16 protein-coding genes are annotated in these 17957 nt (G+C 51.6%); 10 read left to right on the plus strand and 6 right to left on the minus strand.

The genetic code is table 11. The features are described 5' to 3' along the window. Positions 1–92 precede the first annotated feature (92 nt). On the minus strand, positions 93–2072 hold the full coding sequence (locus tag ACYVJQ_RS19060) for an alpha-ketoacid dehydrogenase subunit alpha/beta (protein WP_460894711.1): 1980 nt from the start codon (positions 2070–2072) through the stop codon (positions 93–95). Positions 2073–2395: 323 nt separating this feature from the next. On the opposite strand from ACYVJQ_RS19060, the gene ACYVJQ_RS19065 reads away from it, so the two are divergent. The 5 genes from ACYVJQ_RS19065 (at position 2396) to ACYVJQ_RS19085 (ending at position 8448) form a co-directional block, all read left to right on the plus strand. Continuing rightward, on the plus strand, positions 2396–3679 hold the full coding sequence (locus ACYVJQ_RS19065) for a M16 family metallopeptidase (RefSeq protein ID WP_460894712.1): 1284 nt from the start codon (positions 2396–2398) through the stop codon (positions 3677–3679). Positions 3680–4058: 379 nt separating this feature from the next. Continuing rightward, entirely contained in the window at positions 4059–4451 is a 393-nt protein-coding gene (locus ACYVJQ_RS19070; RefSeq protein ID WP_460894713.1) for a hypothetical protein, read from the plus strand. A 46-nt stretch (positions 4452–4497) separates the two neighbouring features. Further along, entirely contained in the window at positions 4498–4983 is a 486-nt protein-coding gene (gene ispF, locus ACYVJQ_RS19075) for a 2-C-methyl-D-erythritol 2,4-cyclodiphosphate synthase (protein ID WP_460894714.1), read from the plus strand. A 129-nt stretch (positions 4984–5112) separates the two neighbouring features. After that, entirely contained in the window at positions 5113–6771 is a 1659-nt protein-coding gene (locus ACYVJQ_RS19080) for a M28 family peptidase (protein ID WP_460894715.1), read from the plus strand. A gap of 252 nt (positions 6772–7023) precedes the next feature. Further along, on the plus strand, positions 7024–8448 hold the full coding sequence (locus tag ACYVJQ_RS19085; protein ID WP_460894716.1) for a LutB/LldF family L-lactate oxidation iron-sulfur protein: 1425 nt from the start codon (positions 7024–7026) through the stop codon (positions 8446–8448). 109 nt (positions 8449–8557) lie between these two features. Here ACYVJQ_RS19085 and ACYVJQ_RS19090 read toward each other — a convergent pair whose 3' ends face one another. The 3 genes from ACYVJQ_RS19090 to serA form a co-directional block, all read right to left on the minus strand. Beyond that, the gene (locus tag ACYVJQ_RS19090) at positions 8558–8788 is read right to left on the minus strand and encodes a hypothetical protein (protein ID WP_460894717.1); all 231 of its coding nucleotides are present in this window, start codon (positions 8786–8788) and stop codon (positions 8558–8560) included. 123 nt (positions 8789–8911) lie between these two features. Further along, positions 8912–9982: an aminotransferase class V-fold PLP-dependent enzyme gene (locus ACYVJQ_RS19095; RefSeq protein WP_460894718.1), complete on the minus strand. Its 1071-nt coding sequence runs from the start codon at positions 9980–9982 to the stop codon at positions 8912–8914. 318 nt (positions 9983–10300) lie between these two features. After that, positions 10301–12193, minus strand: coding sequence for a phosphoglycerate dehydrogenase (gene serA / locus ACYVJQ_RS19100; RefSeq protein ID WP_460894719.1), 1893 nt, complete (start codon positions 12191–12193; stop codon positions 10301–10303). Positions 12194–12811: 618 nt separating this feature from the next. Here serA and ACYVJQ_RS19105 point away from each other — a divergent pair. The 4 genes from ACYVJQ_RS19105 to ACYVJQ_RS19120 all read left to right on the plus strand — a co-directional run bounded on the left by ACYVJQ_RS19105 (position 12812) and on the right by ACYVJQ_RS19120 (position 15919). Next, entirely contained in the window at positions 12812–13276 is a 465-nt protein-coding gene (locus ACYVJQ_RS19105; RefSeq protein ID WP_460894720.1) for an Lrp/AsnC ligand binding domain-containing protein, read from the plus strand. A gap of 88 nt (positions 13277–13364) precedes the next feature. Further along, positions 13365–14240, plus strand: coding sequence for a glycerophosphodiester phosphodiesterase (locus tag ACYVJQ_RS19110; protein WP_460894721.1), 876 nt, complete (start codon positions 13365–13367; stop codon positions 14238–14240). Positions 14241–15020: 780 nt separating this feature from the next. Further along, positions 15021–15212 (plus strand): hypothetical protein, encoded by a 192-nt coding sequence (locus ACYVJQ_RS19115; protein ID WP_460894722.1) that lies wholly within the window; start codon positions 15021–15023, stop codon positions 15210–15212. A gap of 26 nt (positions 15213–15238) precedes the next feature. Beyond that, positions 15239–15919 carry an SHOCT domain-containing protein gene (locus ACYVJQ_RS19120; protein ID WP_460894723.1) on the plus strand — a complete coding sequence of 227 codons (681 nt, stop codon included), beginning with the start codon at positions 15239–15241 and terminating at the stop codon, positions 15917–15919. 92 nt (positions 15920–16011) lie between these two features. Here the strand turns inward: ACYVJQ_RS19120 and ACYVJQ_RS19125 are convergent, their stop codons facing one another. Continuing rightward, entirely contained in the window at positions 16012–17109 is a 1098-nt protein-coding gene (locus ACYVJQ_RS19125) for an MBL fold metallo-hydrolase (protein WP_460894724.1), read from the minus strand. A gap of 13 nt (positions 17110–17122) precedes the next feature. After that, positions 17123–17368: a hypothetical protein gene (locus ACYVJQ_RS19130; RefSeq protein WP_460894725.1), complete on the minus strand. Its 246-nt coding sequence runs from the start codon at positions 17366–17368 to the stop codon at positions 17123–17125. Positions 17369–17624: 256 nt separating this feature from the next. Here ACYVJQ_RS19130 and ACYVJQ_RS19135 point away from each other — a divergent pair, with 256 nt between their 5' ends. Then, a complete protein-coding gene (locus ACYVJQ_RS19135) occupies positions 17625–17885 on the plus strand; it encodes a hypothetical protein (RefSeq protein WP_048922374.1) in 261 nt (86 codons plus the stop codon). Positions 17886–17957 lie beyond the last annotated feature (72 nt).

The raw sequence follows: 17957 nt of genomic DNA on the forward strand, positions 1-17957 counted from the left end.
TGTATACGAGGACTAATGAATATTGGCCGTTGGATTCTGTTTCGGGGCCGTTTTTAGAAAAGTAGGCCTAAAAGAGAATCCAACGGTTTTTCTTAAAAGCTTAAAAGGGTTTCTACTTTTTCGCGGAGGCGTTTTATAGGCAGGAACTCCTGCTCCAGCGGCGGCGCAAACGGAATGGCCGTGTCCAGGCTGCCCACGCGTATCACCGGACCGTCCAGCTGCGTGAAGCAGTTCTCAGAGATCCAGGCGGCAATCTCGGCGCCAATGCCACCGGTGAGCGTGTCTTCATGCAGCACAATCACGCGGCCGGTTTTATGCACGGTCTCGCGCACGGCCTCCTTGTCCCAGGGCAGCAGGGTGCGCAGGTCCAGGATGTCGGCGCTCACGTCTGGCATGGTTTGCAGCAATTGCTTGGCCCAGTGCACGCCCATGCCGTAGGTGATGATGGAGAAATCTGTGCCCTCCTGTACCAGGCGGGCACGCCCGATTTCCAAGGTATAGTAATCATCCGGAACGGGCTCCGCAATGGAGCGATACAGCAGTTTATGCTCAAAGAACATGACCGGGTTAGGGTCTTCAATGGAAGCATTTAACAAGCCTTTGGCGTCATAGGGCGTAGACGGGTACACAATCTTGAGGCCGGGCGTGTGGAAGAACCAGGCCTCGTTGCTCTGTGAGTGGAACGGACCGGCAGCGGCGCCCGCGCCCGTAGGCATGCGCACCACCACATCGGCGTTCTGGCCCCAGCGGTAATGGCTCTTGGCCAGGTTATTCACAATCTGGTTAAAGCCGGCGGTCACAAAATCTGCGAACTGCATCTCCACCACCGCTTTCTTTTTCTTGATAGACATACCCAGGCCAATGCCCAGGATGGCGCTTTCGCACAAAGGCGTGTTTCTGATGCGTTCCTTGCCAAACTTCTCCACGAAGCCTTCGGTCACCTTGAATACCCCGCCGTATTCGGCAATGTCCTGTCCCATGATCACCAGCTCTGGGTAGCGTTCCAGGCTCTGGCGCAGGCCGTCAGAGATGGCGTCTACGTAGCGGCGTTCGGTGCGGCTGGTGTCTTTGGGTTTGATCTCTGTCTGGATGAACGGCTGGTACATGTCGGCTATTTCTTCCTTCACGTCTGGGGTAGGCATGGGCGTGTTATGGGCAATTTCCAGCCCGCGCTCAATTTCCTCCTTGAACTCCTCGCGTATGGCAGCCAACGACTTTGGCGTAAGTACTTTCTCGTCTAGGAGGTATTTCTCAAAGTTCTCTACCGGGTCTTTCTTGCTCCAGCGCTCAAACAGTTCCTGCGGCACGTATTTGGTCCCTGAGGCCTCCTCGTGGCCGCGCATCCTAAAGGTCATGGCCTCAATAAGCATAGGCCGCGGGTTCTTCCGGATGCTATAGGCCGCCTGGCGCACGGTGTCATAGACTTCCAGCACGTTGTTGCCGTCTATCTGCAGGGCATCAATGCCGTAGGCGGGGCCTTTGTCAATGAAATATTGGCACTTGAACTGCTCATTGCTGGGCGTGGAAAGGCCGTAGCCGTTGTTTTCTATGATGAAGATAACCGGCAGACCCCACACGGCGGCTACGTTCAAAGCCTCATGGAAATCGCCTTCGCTGGCGCCGCCGTCACCGCTGTACACCAGGGTCACTTTCTCGCGCTTGTCCAGCATCTCGGCTAAGGCAATACCATCGGCCACGGCCAGTTGCGGGCCCAGGTGCGAGATCATGCCCACAATGTGGTGTTCGTTGGTGCCGAAGTGGAAGGAACGGTCGCGGCCCTTGGTGAAGCCGGTGCGCTTGCCCTGGAACTGCGCAAACAGGCGGTCCAACGGAATATCGCGGCAGGTGAACACGCCCAGGTTGCGGTGCAGGGGCAGGATGTACTCATCTGGGTCCAGGGCCAGGGTTGAGCCTACCGAGATGGCTTCCTGGCCGATGCCCGAGAACCACTTGCTTACTTTGCCCTGGCGCAGCAGAATGAGCATTTTCTCCTCAATCATGCGGGGCTTGAGAATGCCGCGGTACAGGTGCAGCAGGTCGTCGTCGGTGTATTCTTTGCGGTTAAATTTCATGGTCTTCGCGGTTGGGGCGAGTCGTAAATTTAGCGCAATCGCCCATGCGTAGGAAGGATTGCGCCGGTTATTTTTACTTTTCGCGTTTTAGGGCTGTTTAAAGGAAACTAAGGTAAAAACGGCTACTGTCACGGTTTTTGTCTGCCTGGCCCGGCGCAATCTAGGTCTTTTGGCTGGCAGGGCCAGTAAATTGTGCCCTTTTGCGCAGACAAGCACAAAACCCGTGACTTTCTTTTGCAGAAAAACCCGCCCTATATTATTAGGCCGGGTTTGCGTACCTTCGTATACGTATCTCTCCACAAGAACCAGAGAATACGTTTCCTATGATCCAATTCAAAGAATTCACGTTAGAGAACGGCCTGCGCTGTTTGGTGCACGAAGATCCTACCACGCCGCTGGCGGTTTTGAACGTCCTCTACAATGTAGGCTCCCGTGATGAAGCCGAAACCCACACCGGTTTCGCGCATTTGTTTGAGCACCTCATGTTCAGCGGCTCGGTGAACATTCCCAGCTATGATGAACCCCTGCAGCAGGCCGGCGGCGAAAACAACGCCTTCACCTCTCCAGACATCACCAACTATTACCTAACGGTGCCCGCCCAAAACATTGAGACCGGTTTCTGGCTGGAGTCTGACCGTATGCTCAACCTGGCGTTCAGTGAAAACGGCCTGGAGGTGCAGCGCAAGGTGGTGGTAGAGGAATTCAAGCAGAATTATTTAAACCAACCGTACGGCGATGTGTGGCTCAAACTTCGGCCGTTGGCCTACCAGGAGCACCCTTATAAATGGGCCACCATTGGTAAAGAGATCAGCCACATTGAGAATGCCGTGATGGATGACGTGCGGGCCTTTTTCAAGAAGCACTATTCACCGGCCAACGCTATTCTGGTAGTTGCCGGCAATATCACGTTTGACCGCGCCAAAGAGTTAACCGAGAAATGGTTTGGGCCCATACCGGGGGGCATGCGCTATGAGCGCCAGTTGCCTGTAGAGACACGCCAGACGCAGGCCAGACTGTTAGAAGTAGAAGCCGAAGTGCCACTTACCGCCCTCTACAAAGCGTACCACATGCCTGCCCGCACCAGCCCAGACTATTACGCCGCTGATCTTTTAAGCGATGTGCTGGGCCGTGGCGACTCCTCCAGGCTGTACAACGAGCTGGTGAAAGAGCAGAAACTGTTCAACTCCATCTCGGCGTTCGTGACCGGTTCCATGGAGCCGGGGCTGTTGGTCATCCAGGGCAAACTGAACGTGGGCGTAGACCCGCAGGCCGCCAATGCCGCCGTGGAAGCCATTGTAGCCAAAATGCGCCAGGAGCATATCTCTGAAGAGGAACTACAAAAGGTGAAAAACCAAGCCGAGACTTCCATTGTCTTCTCTGAGATTGAACTCCTGAACCGGGCCATGAACTTGGCCGTGGGAAAACTCATGGACAACCCTAACCTGGTGAACGAGGAAGGCGCCCTGGTGCAGGCCGTCACCTCCCTGGATATCTACCAACAGGCGCAGGAAATCCTGAGACCAGAGAACTGCTCCACGCTTATCTACCGGGCGGTTCCCAGCAAAGAAACCCAGGAAGAACTGGAAGAAGTGCAGGACGAAATGTAAGTTCTGTTTCGGGCCTGTTTTTCTGAAAACAGGCCCGAAACAGAAACTGCCTACTTAAAGAGGAACGCTCGGGGGTTGATTTATTATTGGTAATGCCTTTCTCTAATCTACTTCTCTGTACTCTTCTTTCCTCTCTTTTGTCATCCTGAAAGGATCTTGTGGGCGAACTAGAAAAGCAATGTGGTAAACGCTACTGCTGCTTGCGCAAAAGGTATGTGCCCTGCCCTTGTTGGTGTTCTCACCAACAAATGAAAGACCGTCCAATTGGCAAAGGCTTTAAAAAATAGGGTTGAGGTTTTTCACCTTTCCGTCAAGCACAGCTTCAGACTAACCGCCAACTTGCTTGTTGGTGAGAACACCAACAAGGGCTAAATAAGTTATGGAAGAAGAGGACCTTTATACTGGGAATTTGCAACTCACTTCCCTTGAATTCTATGAAGGATCTAAGGCCTGGAATTTTAAATTCGAAGATAAAGTAATACTGCAAGTTGATTGCCTTTGGAGGATATTAAGTGAAGGCAAAATCAGATTTACTTCAAAGGACCATGGCCTGAATTTCGGCCATGAAATTGCCTTGGATTTAACAAGTGAAATTCTGAACCTCATCCGTGCCTCTAAACTGCAACAGATAAATAGACGCACACTAACAGGCGACTTAAATCTAAATTTTCAAAATGATTTCAAGGTTGAAATCATTAATGACTCAAGCGGATTTGAAAATTGGTTACTTATCTTAGGGGCTACTCAGCATGTTGGGATAACCCCGTTTTAAGTTTTATATCCAACATCCAACATCTAAATACTAACATCTAACATACATGTCTTTCAACATAAGAACCGGCTTCGGCTATGACGTGCACCAATTACAGGAAGGGCTGGATTTCTGGCTGGGTGGCATCAAGGTGCCGCACACGCACGGCGCCCTGGGGCACTCAGACGCTGATGTCCTGACCCATGTGATTTGTGATGCCTTGCTGGGGGCCGCTAACCTTAGAGATATCGGGTTTCATTTCTCAGACAAAGACCCGCAGTACAAAGGCATAGACAGCAAGATTCTGCTGCGCGATGTCATGAAACTGATCAGGGCCGAAGGCTACGAGGTGGGCAATATTGACTCTACCATCTGCCTGCAAGAGCCCAAGGTAAACCCGCACATACCCGCCATGAAAAGCTGCCTAGCCCAGGTGATGGAGATTCCGGAGGAAGACGTTTCCATCAAGGCCACCACCACCGAGCAATTAGGGTTTGTGGGCAAAAAAGAAGGAGTGGCCGCGTATGCCACCGTGTTAATCTACCGGAAGTAACCCATTTAGCAAGTAAAAGCCGTTTTGGGCCTGTTTTTGAGAAAACAGGCCCAAAACGGCTTTTACTTGCGCATTCGCCAAAATTTGGTTAGCATTAAGGTCTTATTCTACTACAACAAACAACCTTTCATGAAAAAGCATTTGTACACGTTGGGCATGGCCGCCGCTTTCCTGTCGGCTTGCTCTTCGTCTCAAACCCCTGGTGCCTCGGGCAGCGCGGGTACTAGTACCGCCGGTGCCAAAGCCGCCACCGCCGCAGGTGCCCTGGCCGCTGACCCCACCACCTATGCCAATACCATCACCGCCGCCGACCTGGAGAAATACCTGCGGGTATTGGCCTCTGATTCTTTGGAAGGCCGTGAGACCGGGGAGCGCGGGCAAAAAATGGCCGCTGACTATATCTCCAAGCATTTTCAGGCCAATGGACTGGTTGGTCCCGTGAAAGGCGGCGCCAACCCGTATTACCAAACCTTTGACCTGGAGAAAAGCAGCTGGGGCGATGGGCACGTAACGGTGGGCACCAAAAAGTTTGTGATGGGGAAAGATTTCTTCGTGTCTGGCGCTTCGCCGTACCAGAATGAGGAAACCGTGGCCGTGGTATTTGGCGGCTATGGCATTGATGACCCTAAGTACTCAGACTACACCAATCTTGATGTGGCTGGCAAAGCCGTGGTAGTGCTGGCCGGTGAGCCCAAGAACAGCGCCGGGCAGTACCTGATCAGTGGCACTGATAAAATGAGCACCTGGTCTCAGGACACCCGCACTAAAACCGCTGCCGCTACTAAAAAAGGAGCCAAGAGCGTATTAGTGATCATGGGGTCTAATGAGGAGGAGTTTAAGCAATTGACCTCGCGCTACGCGGGTATGCTTTCCCGCCCCTCTATTGGGTTTGGGGCTACGCCTTCGCAACCTCGGGCAGCTAGTTTCTTTATTTCGCCGGCCATGGCAGCCGCATTGCTCAACACCAAGGCAGAGCAGTTAGCCAACTACAGCGCCTCTGTGGCGAAAGCCGGTAAAGCTGTGGCGTCACCGTACAAAGTGGCTACCAACGTTAAAATAAAAGCCTCCCGTAACAAGCAGCCTCTGCCCACTGAGAACGTGCTAGGCTACATTGAAGGCACCGACCTGAAAGACCAGTTGCTGGTGGTGAGTTCACACTATGACCATGAAGGCATCAAGAACGGCGTGGTATACAATGGCGCCAATGATGACGGTTCTGGTACTATGGCTGTGATGGAACTGGCCCAGGCGTTTGCCCAAGCCAAAAAGAACGGACACGGCCCGCGCCGCAGCATCCTGTTCCTGACCGTGACCGCCGAGGAGAAAGGCCTTTTAGGTTCTGAGTACTACACAGACCACCCCGTGTTCCCGCTGGAAAACACCGTGGCCGACCTGAACATTGACATGATTGGGCGCCATGATAAAGAGCACGAAGGCAAGCCCGACTATATCTATGTGATTGGGTCAGACAAGCTGTCTTCAGAGCTGCATGCCATCTCTGAGGCCGCCAACAAGAAATACACCAACCTGGACTTGGATTACACCTTCAATGACCCCAATGATCCTAACCGGTTCTATTACCGCTCAGACCACTACAACTTCGCCAAGCACAACATTCCTATTGCCTTCTATTTCAATGGCGTGCACGAAGACTACCACCAGCCCACTGATGATGTAGACAAAATCAACTTCCAGTCCGCTGAGAAAGTAGCCCGCCTGGTGTTCTACACCGCCTGGGACCTGGCCAACCGTACTGAGCGCATCAAAGTAGACAGTAACAAAAAATAAGCGGAGCTTATTTTTTGGAGTTCTGAGTCTAGAGTTCTAAGTCTTGAGTTGAAAACGATTTAACTCAGGACTCTAGACTCAGAACTCAGGACTAAAAATACATTAGCAACAAAAAAGGAGAGGCCCCGCCTCTCCTTTTTTGTTGCTAATGTATTTTCTTGCGTAGAAGCTCGTTAATATTGTAAGTGGTAACTGTTTTGGGCACGTTTTTCAAAAAACAGGCTTAAAACGGAATTGAACCAGGCGGGGTAGATGATTGCCTGCGCCCTTAAAGAACCAGAGGAGAAGACATTGGGTACTAAACTAAAACAGTTTCTGCTGGACTCAGAGACCAAGGCGTTTGACCTGGAGCACCGCAGGAAAATACGTTTCAACATAGGCAAATACAACGCGGCCGTGCAGAACGGCATGATGGCCTACCAGCACCATGAACTGGCGCGGGAACGGGCCTCTTTCCTCAAAACCCAGACCATCAATAACCTGGACAAGTACTTGGTGGAGTTTGAGAACAACTTCACCAAGCGCGGCGGGAAGGTGATCTGGGCCCAGAACGCCGAGGAAGCCCTGCGGGAGATTGGCACCATCATGAAACGCAAGCGGGCTAAGTCGGTGGTGAAGTCTAAGTCCATGAGCACTGAGGAAATCCATCTCAACGACTTTCTGGAGAAGAATGGCATTGAAACCGTAGAGACCGATCTGGGCGAATACATTGTGCAGTTAGCGGGCCAGCGCCCCTACCACATTGTGACCCCGGCCATGCACATGTCCAAGAAAGACATCTCTGAGCTGTTCACCGCCAAACTGGGCATTCCGCTCACCGATGATGCCCAGCAACTGGTGCTCACCGCCCGCAACTTGCTGCGTGAGAAATACACCCAAGCCGAAGTAGGCATTAGCGGCGGTAATTTCCTGATTGCGGATATCGGCGGGGTGGCCGTGACAGAGAACGAAGGCAATGCCCGGCTTTCTACTACCTTCCCCAAGACCCACATTGCCATTGTAGGCATTGAGAAGCTCATCCCCAGCATGGTAGACCTGGACTTGTTCTGGCCTTTGCTCAGCACCAGCGGCACCGGGCAGAACGTGACCATCTACAACACCATTTTAACCGGCCCGCGCCAACCCACCGAGAAAGACGGCCCCGAGGAAATGTACGTGATCTTGCTGGACAACGGCCGTACCAACCTGCTGGCCCAACCCGAGCAGCGCGAGGCCCTTAACTGCATACGCTGCGGCGCTTGCCTGAACGTGTGCCCAGTGTACAAGAATATTGGCGGCCATACCTATGAAACCACCTACAGCGGCCCCATTGGCTCTGTGATCACGCCGCACCTGGCCGGCTTTGAGGAAAATAAGCACCTGAGCTTCGCTAGTTCGCTGTGTGGCGCCTGTACCAGCGTGTGCCCGGTAAAGATCAACCTGCATAATCTGCTCCTCTTGAACCGGAAACAAAGTGTGGAAGAAGGCCTGGTAGACAAAAACGAGAAGCTGGCCTTTAAATTCTGGGCGAAGGGCATGCACAACCGCCGGCTCCTGAACATGGTGCCGGCCTCTGTGAAAAACTACGTGCTGCGCCAGGTGCAGAAAGACACCTGGAGCGTGCGGCGGGAACCCCTGGAGGCTGCCCCTAAGTCTTTCAATGAGATGTGGCGCAAAGAGCGGCCCAAAAAATCATAGTCAAACAAAAAGGCCTCCTGATTTCAGGAGGCCTTTTTGTTTGACGAACGTCAAGATTGGGTTGTTTGTCTGTCTGCCTGGGTGTGAGAGGTAAGGAGGTAAGAAGAAATTATCCTCTGGAAAGAGGTTTCTTGTTACGGCTACCCATTAAGCTCTTCAAAGAGAAGCCTTTCTTGTTTCTCTGGATTTTTCTGTACCGGGCTTTAGAACCGCTTTTCTTGTTCTTCTTGAAGAACGGCAATTCTGTGGCAGAGGTAGTTACGTCTGCCGTAGCCATGGCTACCGGAGCAAAAGATAAGGCAAAGGCACACAGTACTAAAGAAAGTAAAAGTTTTTTCATGAGGTTACTGCGGTTTTGTTATAGTTGGAAGTAGTTATACCCAATTATAGGTATTGTGTTTTAAAAATTCAAATTAATTTTTGAATTTTTAAAACACAATGAAAAAGCAGTAGTGGAATAATTCTATACAGAACGTAGCTCTTTTACTAGAAGGTCAACTTCCTCTTCAGATATTGCAGGAAAATTAGCGATTCGTATTTGCGTGTCTTTAAAGGCGCCATAGCCAGATCCTACTACTAAGCCCTTTGTTTTCAGGGTAGTAATCACCTCAGAGGCCGGCGTGCCTAGTACATTGGCCACTACCACGGTAGGCGACCGGTGGCTGGGTTCCTGCACAAAGGGAGCAAACAAGGTACTCTCTTCCAGAAAACCATACAGCTGCTGCGCCTTAGCGTCAGTCTCTTTCCTGATGACGTCTACTCCTTTGGCCAGCATGTCTTCCACCACGTGCGTGAGCAGGTAAATACCCAGTACGTTGGGCGTGCAGGGCGTCTGGAACTGCTGGTATTGGTCCTGTAAAGAAGCTATGCTGTAGTGGCCGCCGGTATATTGCTGGCCTTCCAGGGTGGCGGCTTTCTGCCGGCAACGCTTATTCACCAACCACACGCCCAGACCTGCCGGCAAGCCGAAGCCTTTCTGCACCGAGAAGAACGCCATGTCTATTTTAGAAAAATCAATGGCCGCATACGGAGCCCCAGACACCATGTCCACGGACAGCAAAGGCTCTGGGAATGCCTGCTTGAGCGTGTTCAGGGCAGCTGCCGGCATACACACCCCAGAACTGGTCTCGTTCTGGGTGACGGCCAGCAGCTCAGTGCCCGCGGGTATTTGTAAGTCCTGAGCAAAGAAGCCTTGCCCGAACGGTACTTCAGTTACCTGGGCGTTGCGTCCCAACCATTTGGCGTGGTCCAGGTACTTCTTGGAGAAGGAGCCGTTGACCAGGTGAAAGGTGTTCTGGGCCGTGAGGCTCTGGAGGCTTCGTTCCCAGATTTCCGTAGCCGAGCCCGTAAAGTAAATGGCATAATCATCGGGTAGCCCAAACAGCGCCCGCAAAGCCACATCGGCCCGCTTATACAAATCTTTGAACGCCTGACTTCTATGCGATTGCGAAAAGATCTGTTTGTCTAAGGCTGTCTGCAGGTGGCTTGCCACGGTGGGGTAAAGCTGGGCCGGGCCGGGGGTGAAGTAAACCATGGTGGTAATGTGCTAATTTTTTTAATGTGCTGATGTGCTATTGCAAAAACCTGTTTTGGGCCTGTTTTTAGAAAAACAGGCCCAAAACAGGTTTGCTTAATGCTTCGGATAACCGAAAGAAAAATATCCTCATTCCTGCGAAAGAGGATATTCCCCTTATGCTGTAACCTTCTCACTTTGTCATCCTGAAAGGACCTTTTGCCACAACTAGGAAAGCAGAAGAGTAAGCGCTATTGCAGCTTGCCCACAAGGCCCCTTCAGGACGACAAGTGGGCAACCACTGAAGGCTATCAACTGACAACTATCAACCGATAACTACTAATACAAGGCCCGCGACTTGATAGTGTCTGGGATGTGTTTGAGCTTCTTGATCACGGAGCGGTCATACTGGGTATCAACGTCAGTGATCACGTAGCCAATGGTCTCGTTGGTTTTCAGGTACTGGCCCAGAATGTTGATGTTGCTCTCCGCCAGCACGTTGTTGATTTTGGCCAGAATACCCGGCACGTTGCGGTGAATGTGAATGAGGCGGTGCGCGTTACCCAAGGCCGGTAACTGCAGGTTAGGGAAGTTCACGCTGTTGTAAGAGCCGCCGGTGTTCACGTAGTCAATCATCTTGGAGGGCACGTACTGGGCAATGTTTTCCTGGGCTTCCTCGGTGCTGCCCCCCACGTGCGGACTCAGCAAGGTGTTGGGCAATCCGCGGAGCGCTGATTCAAACTTCTCCTGGTTGTTTTTGGGTTCATACGGAAACACGTCTACCGCACAGCCCCGTATCTTGCCGCTCTTGATGTTCTGGGCCAGGGCTTCAATATCCACTACGTGGCCGCGGGCCAGGTTCAGGAATAACACGCCCGGTTTCATCAATTCAAATTCCTTGGGTCCGATGATGTTTTTATTAGAAGCGCGGCCGTCTACGTGTAGGGTCACAATATCAGCCAGAGACAATAGTTCAGCCAAGGAATGACACACTTTGGCGTTGCCTAGGGCCAGCTTGTCTACCACGTCATAGAAATAGACTTCCATGCCCAGGCTCTCGGCTAAGACAGACAATTGCGAGCCGATGTTGCCGTAACCAATGATGCCCAGTTTCTTGCCGCGTATCTCATTAGATCCTTTGGCAGATTTGTCCCAGTCTCCTTGGTGCATGCGGTTGCTTTTCTCTACCAGCCCGCGGGAAAGCATGATGATCTCGCCAATGGCCATTTCTACCACGCTACGGGTGTTGCTGTACGGGGCGTTGAACACCACAATGCCGCGCTCGGTGCATTTGGCCAGGTCTATCTGGTTGGTGCCAATGCAGAAGGCGCCCACCGCCATCAATCTTGGCGCGTGTTCCAGGGCCTTGGCGGTCACGTGGGTTTTAGACCTGATGCACAGGATGGAAACGTCATGCAGTTTTTCGCAGAGTTCTTCCTCCTCCAGGGCGCCGGCCATAAACTCTACCTGGTAGCCTTCTGCTTTGAACATGTTAACGGCCTGCTCATGAATGCCTTCCAGTACCAGCACTTTAATGCGGTTCTTGGGGTAGGATAGTGCGCTGGGCAGTTTGTTCACGTACAGGAACTCGTCCAGACTAGGGGTGACGTGGTCGGCTTTGTCTACCACGCTGTCGCGGCTCACGTTCTCGGTGAAGGCATAGAACTTATCGGCAATGCCGGCTTCCTTTATCTCATAGTCAGTATAGCCATCGCCTATCACGTAGACTTCGCCGGGCAGGTTCAGGGCCTTGATCTGCTTGGCCTTGCCTTGGTTCTGGGTAAGGGGGTTGGCGCGGTCAAACCCGATGATGTTGCCGGTCTCATCAAAGGTGAAGCTATTGGCGAAGACGTTTTCGGGTTTTACGCCCAGTTCCTGCACAATGGGCACGATGAATTCTTTAAACCCGTTGGAGATAATATAGATATCGTCTTTGAAGGCTTCAAAGAAGGCGCGGTTGTTTTTGAAAGACTCTGAAATCTGGCTCTTGAGGTGCTCTATTAAAGAATCTATATGGCTTTGGTTAGCGTGCAGTAAGGCCAGGCGCTGGTCCAGTGAGTCTACCAGCGGTATCTCGCCCTCCATGCCCAGGTCTGTGATGCGCTGTATTTCAGTGAGGGTTTTCTGCCGGCGGATGGGGTCTGGAATACAGATGGCGCAAAGCTCGTCAAGGGCTTCTACCTTGGTGAACGTACTGTCAAAATCAATGATGAAATGCTTGTGCGTGCTCATGGAAGAAAAGGTTTACATGGGGTGGCTGTAAAGGCCTGTCACAGAAACTGGAAACGGGATGCCTCTCATTTACGATTGGCGTCCCAATATCGGGTAGTATCTGCTGAAATGAAAAGCGTTTCGGCATTGTTTTTAAGAAAACGGCACAAAAACGATTTTTTTGTTGAAAAGATGCTCATACTGGGTTGACCGTTAAACCTTCGTCTTTTAAGGATGCGGGCTCTAGGAGAGCTACTTGCATTCCCAAAGCGAATAGTGATTCTGGCAAAGGGGAATTCTGGTTTGGCTTACTTTTTCCTGAAGAGTTCTTCTTACATTGGTGGCCAAACGGACATTAGTATGAATCTTTATAGGTTCCTGCCTTCCTTTTAATACATTTATGGCAATAAAAAGGGTATTCCTGTAGCAAAAAGAGCCTGAAAGGTACTTTTAGGCAACTGGCAGGCACCATAAGAAGATGTAAATTGAAAATATGGTAACATTGTTTTAATTTTATTAACAACTTATAAGTAATTATTTAATTAAATTGAAAAATTCGTAAACATATTTTTTGTATCTTTACACATCTTTAATAAGAGGTAATCTTTGTTGTTGAATTGCTAAAAGTTGATCTATAGAATGGCCCAAATTTCAGAAATTGATAATCTTGATAGAAGAATTCTTTCCATGCTCATGCAAGATGCTACCAGAGCCTACACTGACATAGCGAAAGAACTACAAGTTTCTGGGGGTACCGTACACGTGCGTATGAAGAAGCTGGAGGATTTGGGCGTGATCAAAGGATCGCACCTGTTTATAAATCCTAATGCGGTGGGGTATGATATCTGCGCCTTTATTGGCATTTACCTGGAGAAAGGCTCTGCCTACCAAACGGCGGTCACTAAAATGCGTCAGGTGCCTGAGATTGTGGAAATGCACTATACCACCGGGCAATGGAGCATGTTTGCCAAAATCATCTGCCGTGACACCCTGCACCTGCGCGAGGTCCTGAACGAAAAAATCCAGGCCATTGAAGGGGTGGAGCGCACTGAAACCTTTATTTCCCTGGAAGAGAGCATTACCCGCCAGGTAAGCATTTTATAATTGGCGGGCCGGTGCCGGCAACCGTTGGGTGAATCCGAAAACTATAGTATCTTTCAACGCTGAAGCCCCTATTTGGACTAGCCTTGTTATGCGCGAAAGCTTACGTTGGATGCACCCTTGGTGGCGGCAGGCGGCCCTGCCGTTCCTGCTCCTGTTCCTATCTGCCTGCGGTTCTTCCGGCACCCCAGATAAAGTCATTCTCTATAAAAAGCAGGCCCGCCAGGTAACGGTGATCGCCCATAGGGGCGCCTCAGGGCTGGCCCCGGAAAATACGCTGGCCGCCGTGAAAAAGGCCCTGGAAACCTCCGCCGATTTAATTGAGATAGACATTCACCTGAGCAAAGACGGTGAAGTAGTGGTGATTCATGATGCCACCGTAGACCGTACCACCACCGGCGCCGGCCGGGTAGGGGACCTGACCCTAAAGGAATTGAAAGCCCTGGACGCCGGCATTAAACATGATTCTTCCTTCGCCGGGGAGCGCATTCCCACCCTGGGCCAAGTGCTGCGGGCCGTAAAAGGCAAAAAGAAACTGCTCATAGAGCTTAAAAAGGGCGAAGAAGACTACTATGAAGGCCTGGAGGAAAAGACCCTCCAGCTCATAAGAGATAACCGGGCCGAAGAGTGGTGCGTGCTGCAGTCTTTCTATGACCCCATTCTGGAGCGCATCTGGAAAGCTGATTTCGTTATTCCCACCCACAAGCTCATCATCGGGAAGATTCCGTTTCTACCCATCTTCATTGACCACGAACTCAAGTTTGGCAGCTTTGACCGTTACTCAGAGGTAGCCGCCATTAACGTGCACCGCTATTTCGCCTCCAAAGCATTCATCAAGTCCCTCCACAACCAGGGCTTCAAAACCTTCATCTGGACCGAAGACAAACCCAAGAACATCCAACGCCTCTTCCAAATGGGCGCCGACGGCGTCATGACCAACCACCCGGAACTGATAGAAAGGCAGTAAGCTGGTTTGGGCCTGAAACAGCAGGGCTGAGTTCTGAGGCTTGAGTTCTGAGTCCAGAGTTAATCTGCAGAAGAACGTCATCCCCCTACCCCCTTCAAAGGGGGACGAGGAAGAGGGCGAAAGTTGAATCAGAAAAACGTGCTCTACTGTGTAAACACCCCCCTTCGCCCCCCCCTCAAGGGGGGAGTCTGCGTTTTATAAAAGGTATTGGGTATTTTGAGGCAGTAGTGTGTTTTGAGCCTGTTTCCTCAAAAACATGCTTAAAACGCCAACAGCCCAAAACGCATCTCTCCAAATATCCTCCACGCATTTCCCAGTTCCAGTCTTTACTTCGAGCGCCTCGCTTGTGGCCCTGCAGGGGCTTTCTAAGGGCAGACTGCAACCCGGCCGCAAGGGCAGTGCGAGGGGGAAAGACGGGGCCCCGCGGCCGTGAGCGCTCGGAGGGATGAGATGAAACAATACAGCATAAGGGCTTAAGGCGAGGACCGAGACCACGCCAGCAACAGGCGGAAACGCGTGCACCAGTTATGCCTAAGGGATAGGCTGTCTTAGTCGTTGGCCCTTAATAACACCACCAACGGCGAGTAATGCCACCGTGAGAAGAATTCAATCTACATCGCAAGCCAACACTAACAAATAGGCAAAAGGAGTATGACATTGTCCCAGTTGCATGAAAAGACTCCGGCTCCTAACCTTGTAAACCCTGACTATAAACCTCTCTTGAAAAGCTTCGTACGCTAGAAGGCAGCTGGGCTGCACCTGTACCTAACAACTAAAACTATGGCTGAAATCAACATTGAACCTAAAAAGCGCTCCGGTTGGGGGTGGATTGTGGTGTTACTCATCTTATTAGTAATAGGGTGGTTGCTGTATAAATATGTTTTTGAAGTGCAGGATGGTGACCCAGACACTACCGGCGCACCTACCACGGGAATGGTTGTTCCGGTAGTCCCCTATTTCCTGACCACCTGATTTGTTTCATCCTTTAATCTAAAACCATGGCACACCATACACATGATTCAATGGCAAGGCTTATTGCCCTGCATGATCTCAAAGACTTTAAAGTAGCCAATGACAACCTGGACGTGAGAGGATGGGAAGTGATTGGCTCAGACGGACAGCGCATTGGCCAGGTAGATGACCTGATTGTGGACCGTGAGCTGATGAAGGTGCGGTACCTGGATGTGGATGTGGACAAAAACCGGGTGTTGCCCGACACAGATGCCCGCCACATTCTACTGCCCATAGGGGCCGCCCAATTAGATGATGACAGTGACCAGGTATTTGTGGCCATGGACCAGAATGCGCTTTCCAGGTTTCCGTTTTACAAAGGAGGCACGGTAGACGCCGAGTATGAATACCGGGTCATGCATGCCATCACCAGCCCGAATGAAAACTATGTCTCCTCCTCGGCAACTCCCTTGGCTGCCCCTGCCGCCGATTTCTATACCCGGGATCATTTTGATGAAAATAGGTTCTACCGCAACAGAAGCCGCCACCACGACCATCATTCCACTCGGGAGACCCAGCATCAGACCACTACCTCGGGGCAAGGACTAGGCGGAAGCCCCATACAAGATGATATTGCCACCATTGAGCGGCTACGCCAAATGCTGGAGCAAGGTACCATCACGGAAGAGGAATTTGCAGCCCTTAAACGCAAAGCCATAGGGATCTAAGAAGCCAGGCAGTTATGCCGTAAAGTAAATTCCAAAAGAGAAGGGCCCGCTTTAAAAAGCGGGCCCTTCTCTTTTGGAATTTACACTGTTAATCACGGATAATGATTGGTGACCATGTCATTATAGTCTTGGCTGGGGAGCGGACTTTCCTTGTCAGAAGCGCCAGAGGCATATCGGTTAGCAGGGCTGCTGACAGAGCCGGGCCAGGTTCTTTTGACCCGGGCATTGGTCTTGCTTTTACCCTGCTTGGTCAAGGCATAAGTAGCCAGACCCGCCAGCGCCACCAGGCCTGCGGTAGCCAGTACCTTAGGAACGGTGTTGTTCACGGGCGGGGGCAACTGCACAATGCCATTGCGGTCGGTGATAGCGGGCTCTGTTACGTAACGCCCTTTGCTGGGAATAGCCAGTTGATCAAATAGACGCGCCAGCTCTTCCAGACCTTGTTTCAGTTCCTGGCCCCGCATAGGCAAGCCATGGCCGGTAGCTGCTATCAAAGGATGCAACTCAGCCAGCTTCTGCACCGAGGTGCGGGCGGCGTTCCAGTCTGGGGTGAAATAGGCGGGAGGTCCGCAAACTTCCTGTTTCTGGGTGAGCACGGCCAGCGCAGACTCTGGTTTGCGGGTCACAAAGGCGTCACCGGCAATCAAGACCCGGTCCTGCTCCCTGAAGAAGGACACGTGGCCCGGGGCGTGGCCCGGAGTTTCCAGCCATTTCCATTCTGGTAAAAACGGCACCGACCCGTCTGAAGGCAACAGTTCCAGCCGGCCCTTGAAGGTAATGGGCTTTTTGGGGTACATGAATGACAGGTAGGCCATGCCACCACCGCCTACGCTGGAATCTGGGGGCGGGTAGTTAGAGCGGCCCGTGAGGTAAGGAAGTTCCAGGGGGTGCGCAAAAACCGGTACCTGCCAGATGTCTGCCAGCGTCTGCAGGGCGCCCACGTGGTCAAAGTGCCCATGCGTTAAAAGGATCGCCTTGGGAGGGTTGTCTTTGCCAAATCGTTCCTCGGCGGCCCGGCGTATTCTATCGGCGGAGCCGTAAAGCCCGGCGTCAATCAATACCCAGGACCGGTCTGGGTTCTCCACAAAGAATAGGTTTACAAAGACGATCTCCATGCCCATGACACCTGGTGCCACCGAAAAGCAGGACTCCTGCTTTTGCCTAAGGACATTGCTTAGTTGCTCTTGCATCTTTGGCCGGTACTTAGCTGTCTAGACGTCCAAAAATACTCATCTCATTATCTGTGTCATGGCGGGAATTCTTGTCTTTGTCAGTAGACTTGCCGCCTTTGCCGCCCTGGCTGTTGCCGGGCTGCTGGCCTCCCTGCTGGGCGCTGGCGTTACCTTTGGCTCCGGCTCCCGGCTCTTCCGGGGTTTGCTTCATGTCTTTGGCGGATTCTTTGCCCCGGGGCAATTTTTCATTCTCGTCAAACTTATTATTCTTTTCCATGTTCTATATTGGTTAAGAGATAAAAACTGGTTGAAACTCGGCTGAGCCGGTTTTTGGTTGTACGGGCGGAACAGCAAGAGGGTGCCCTTGCCTTTATTAATTTCTTGGGGGCCTTTGGAAAATTCAAATACGTTGCGTAAACTAGTCTTAACTTTCCCGGAATGGCCCACCTGAACTTGGCGAGGTTTTTGCAACTACAGAAGAGGTGACTGTGGGGCCGCCGGAATTTTTCTCACCTGTTTATAGTTAAGAAGACATGGTAAATTTGATCTATCCACCCAGCTATATGAACGTGTATGCCAAGTGCATTGACGCTACCTTGCCTAATTTTGAACCAGAGGAATGGATCAAGGAAGGGCATGTATACACGGTGAAACATTTCACAGAACCGCTTAACCAGGAAGAAGGAATGGCTGTGACCATTATTGATGAGGAGGGCGAAGAAATTCATCCATCCCCGTCGCACTGGAGCTTTTCCTCTAACCGGTTTGAGTTGTTTTCCATTTTCCTGAACTAACCTATTCTAAGGCTGTTTTTCTGAAAAGAGCACAAAAAGAGAGGGCTGACCCACCATGGGTCAGCCCTCTCT

Source organism: Rufibacter soli (genome assembly GCF_054781795.1).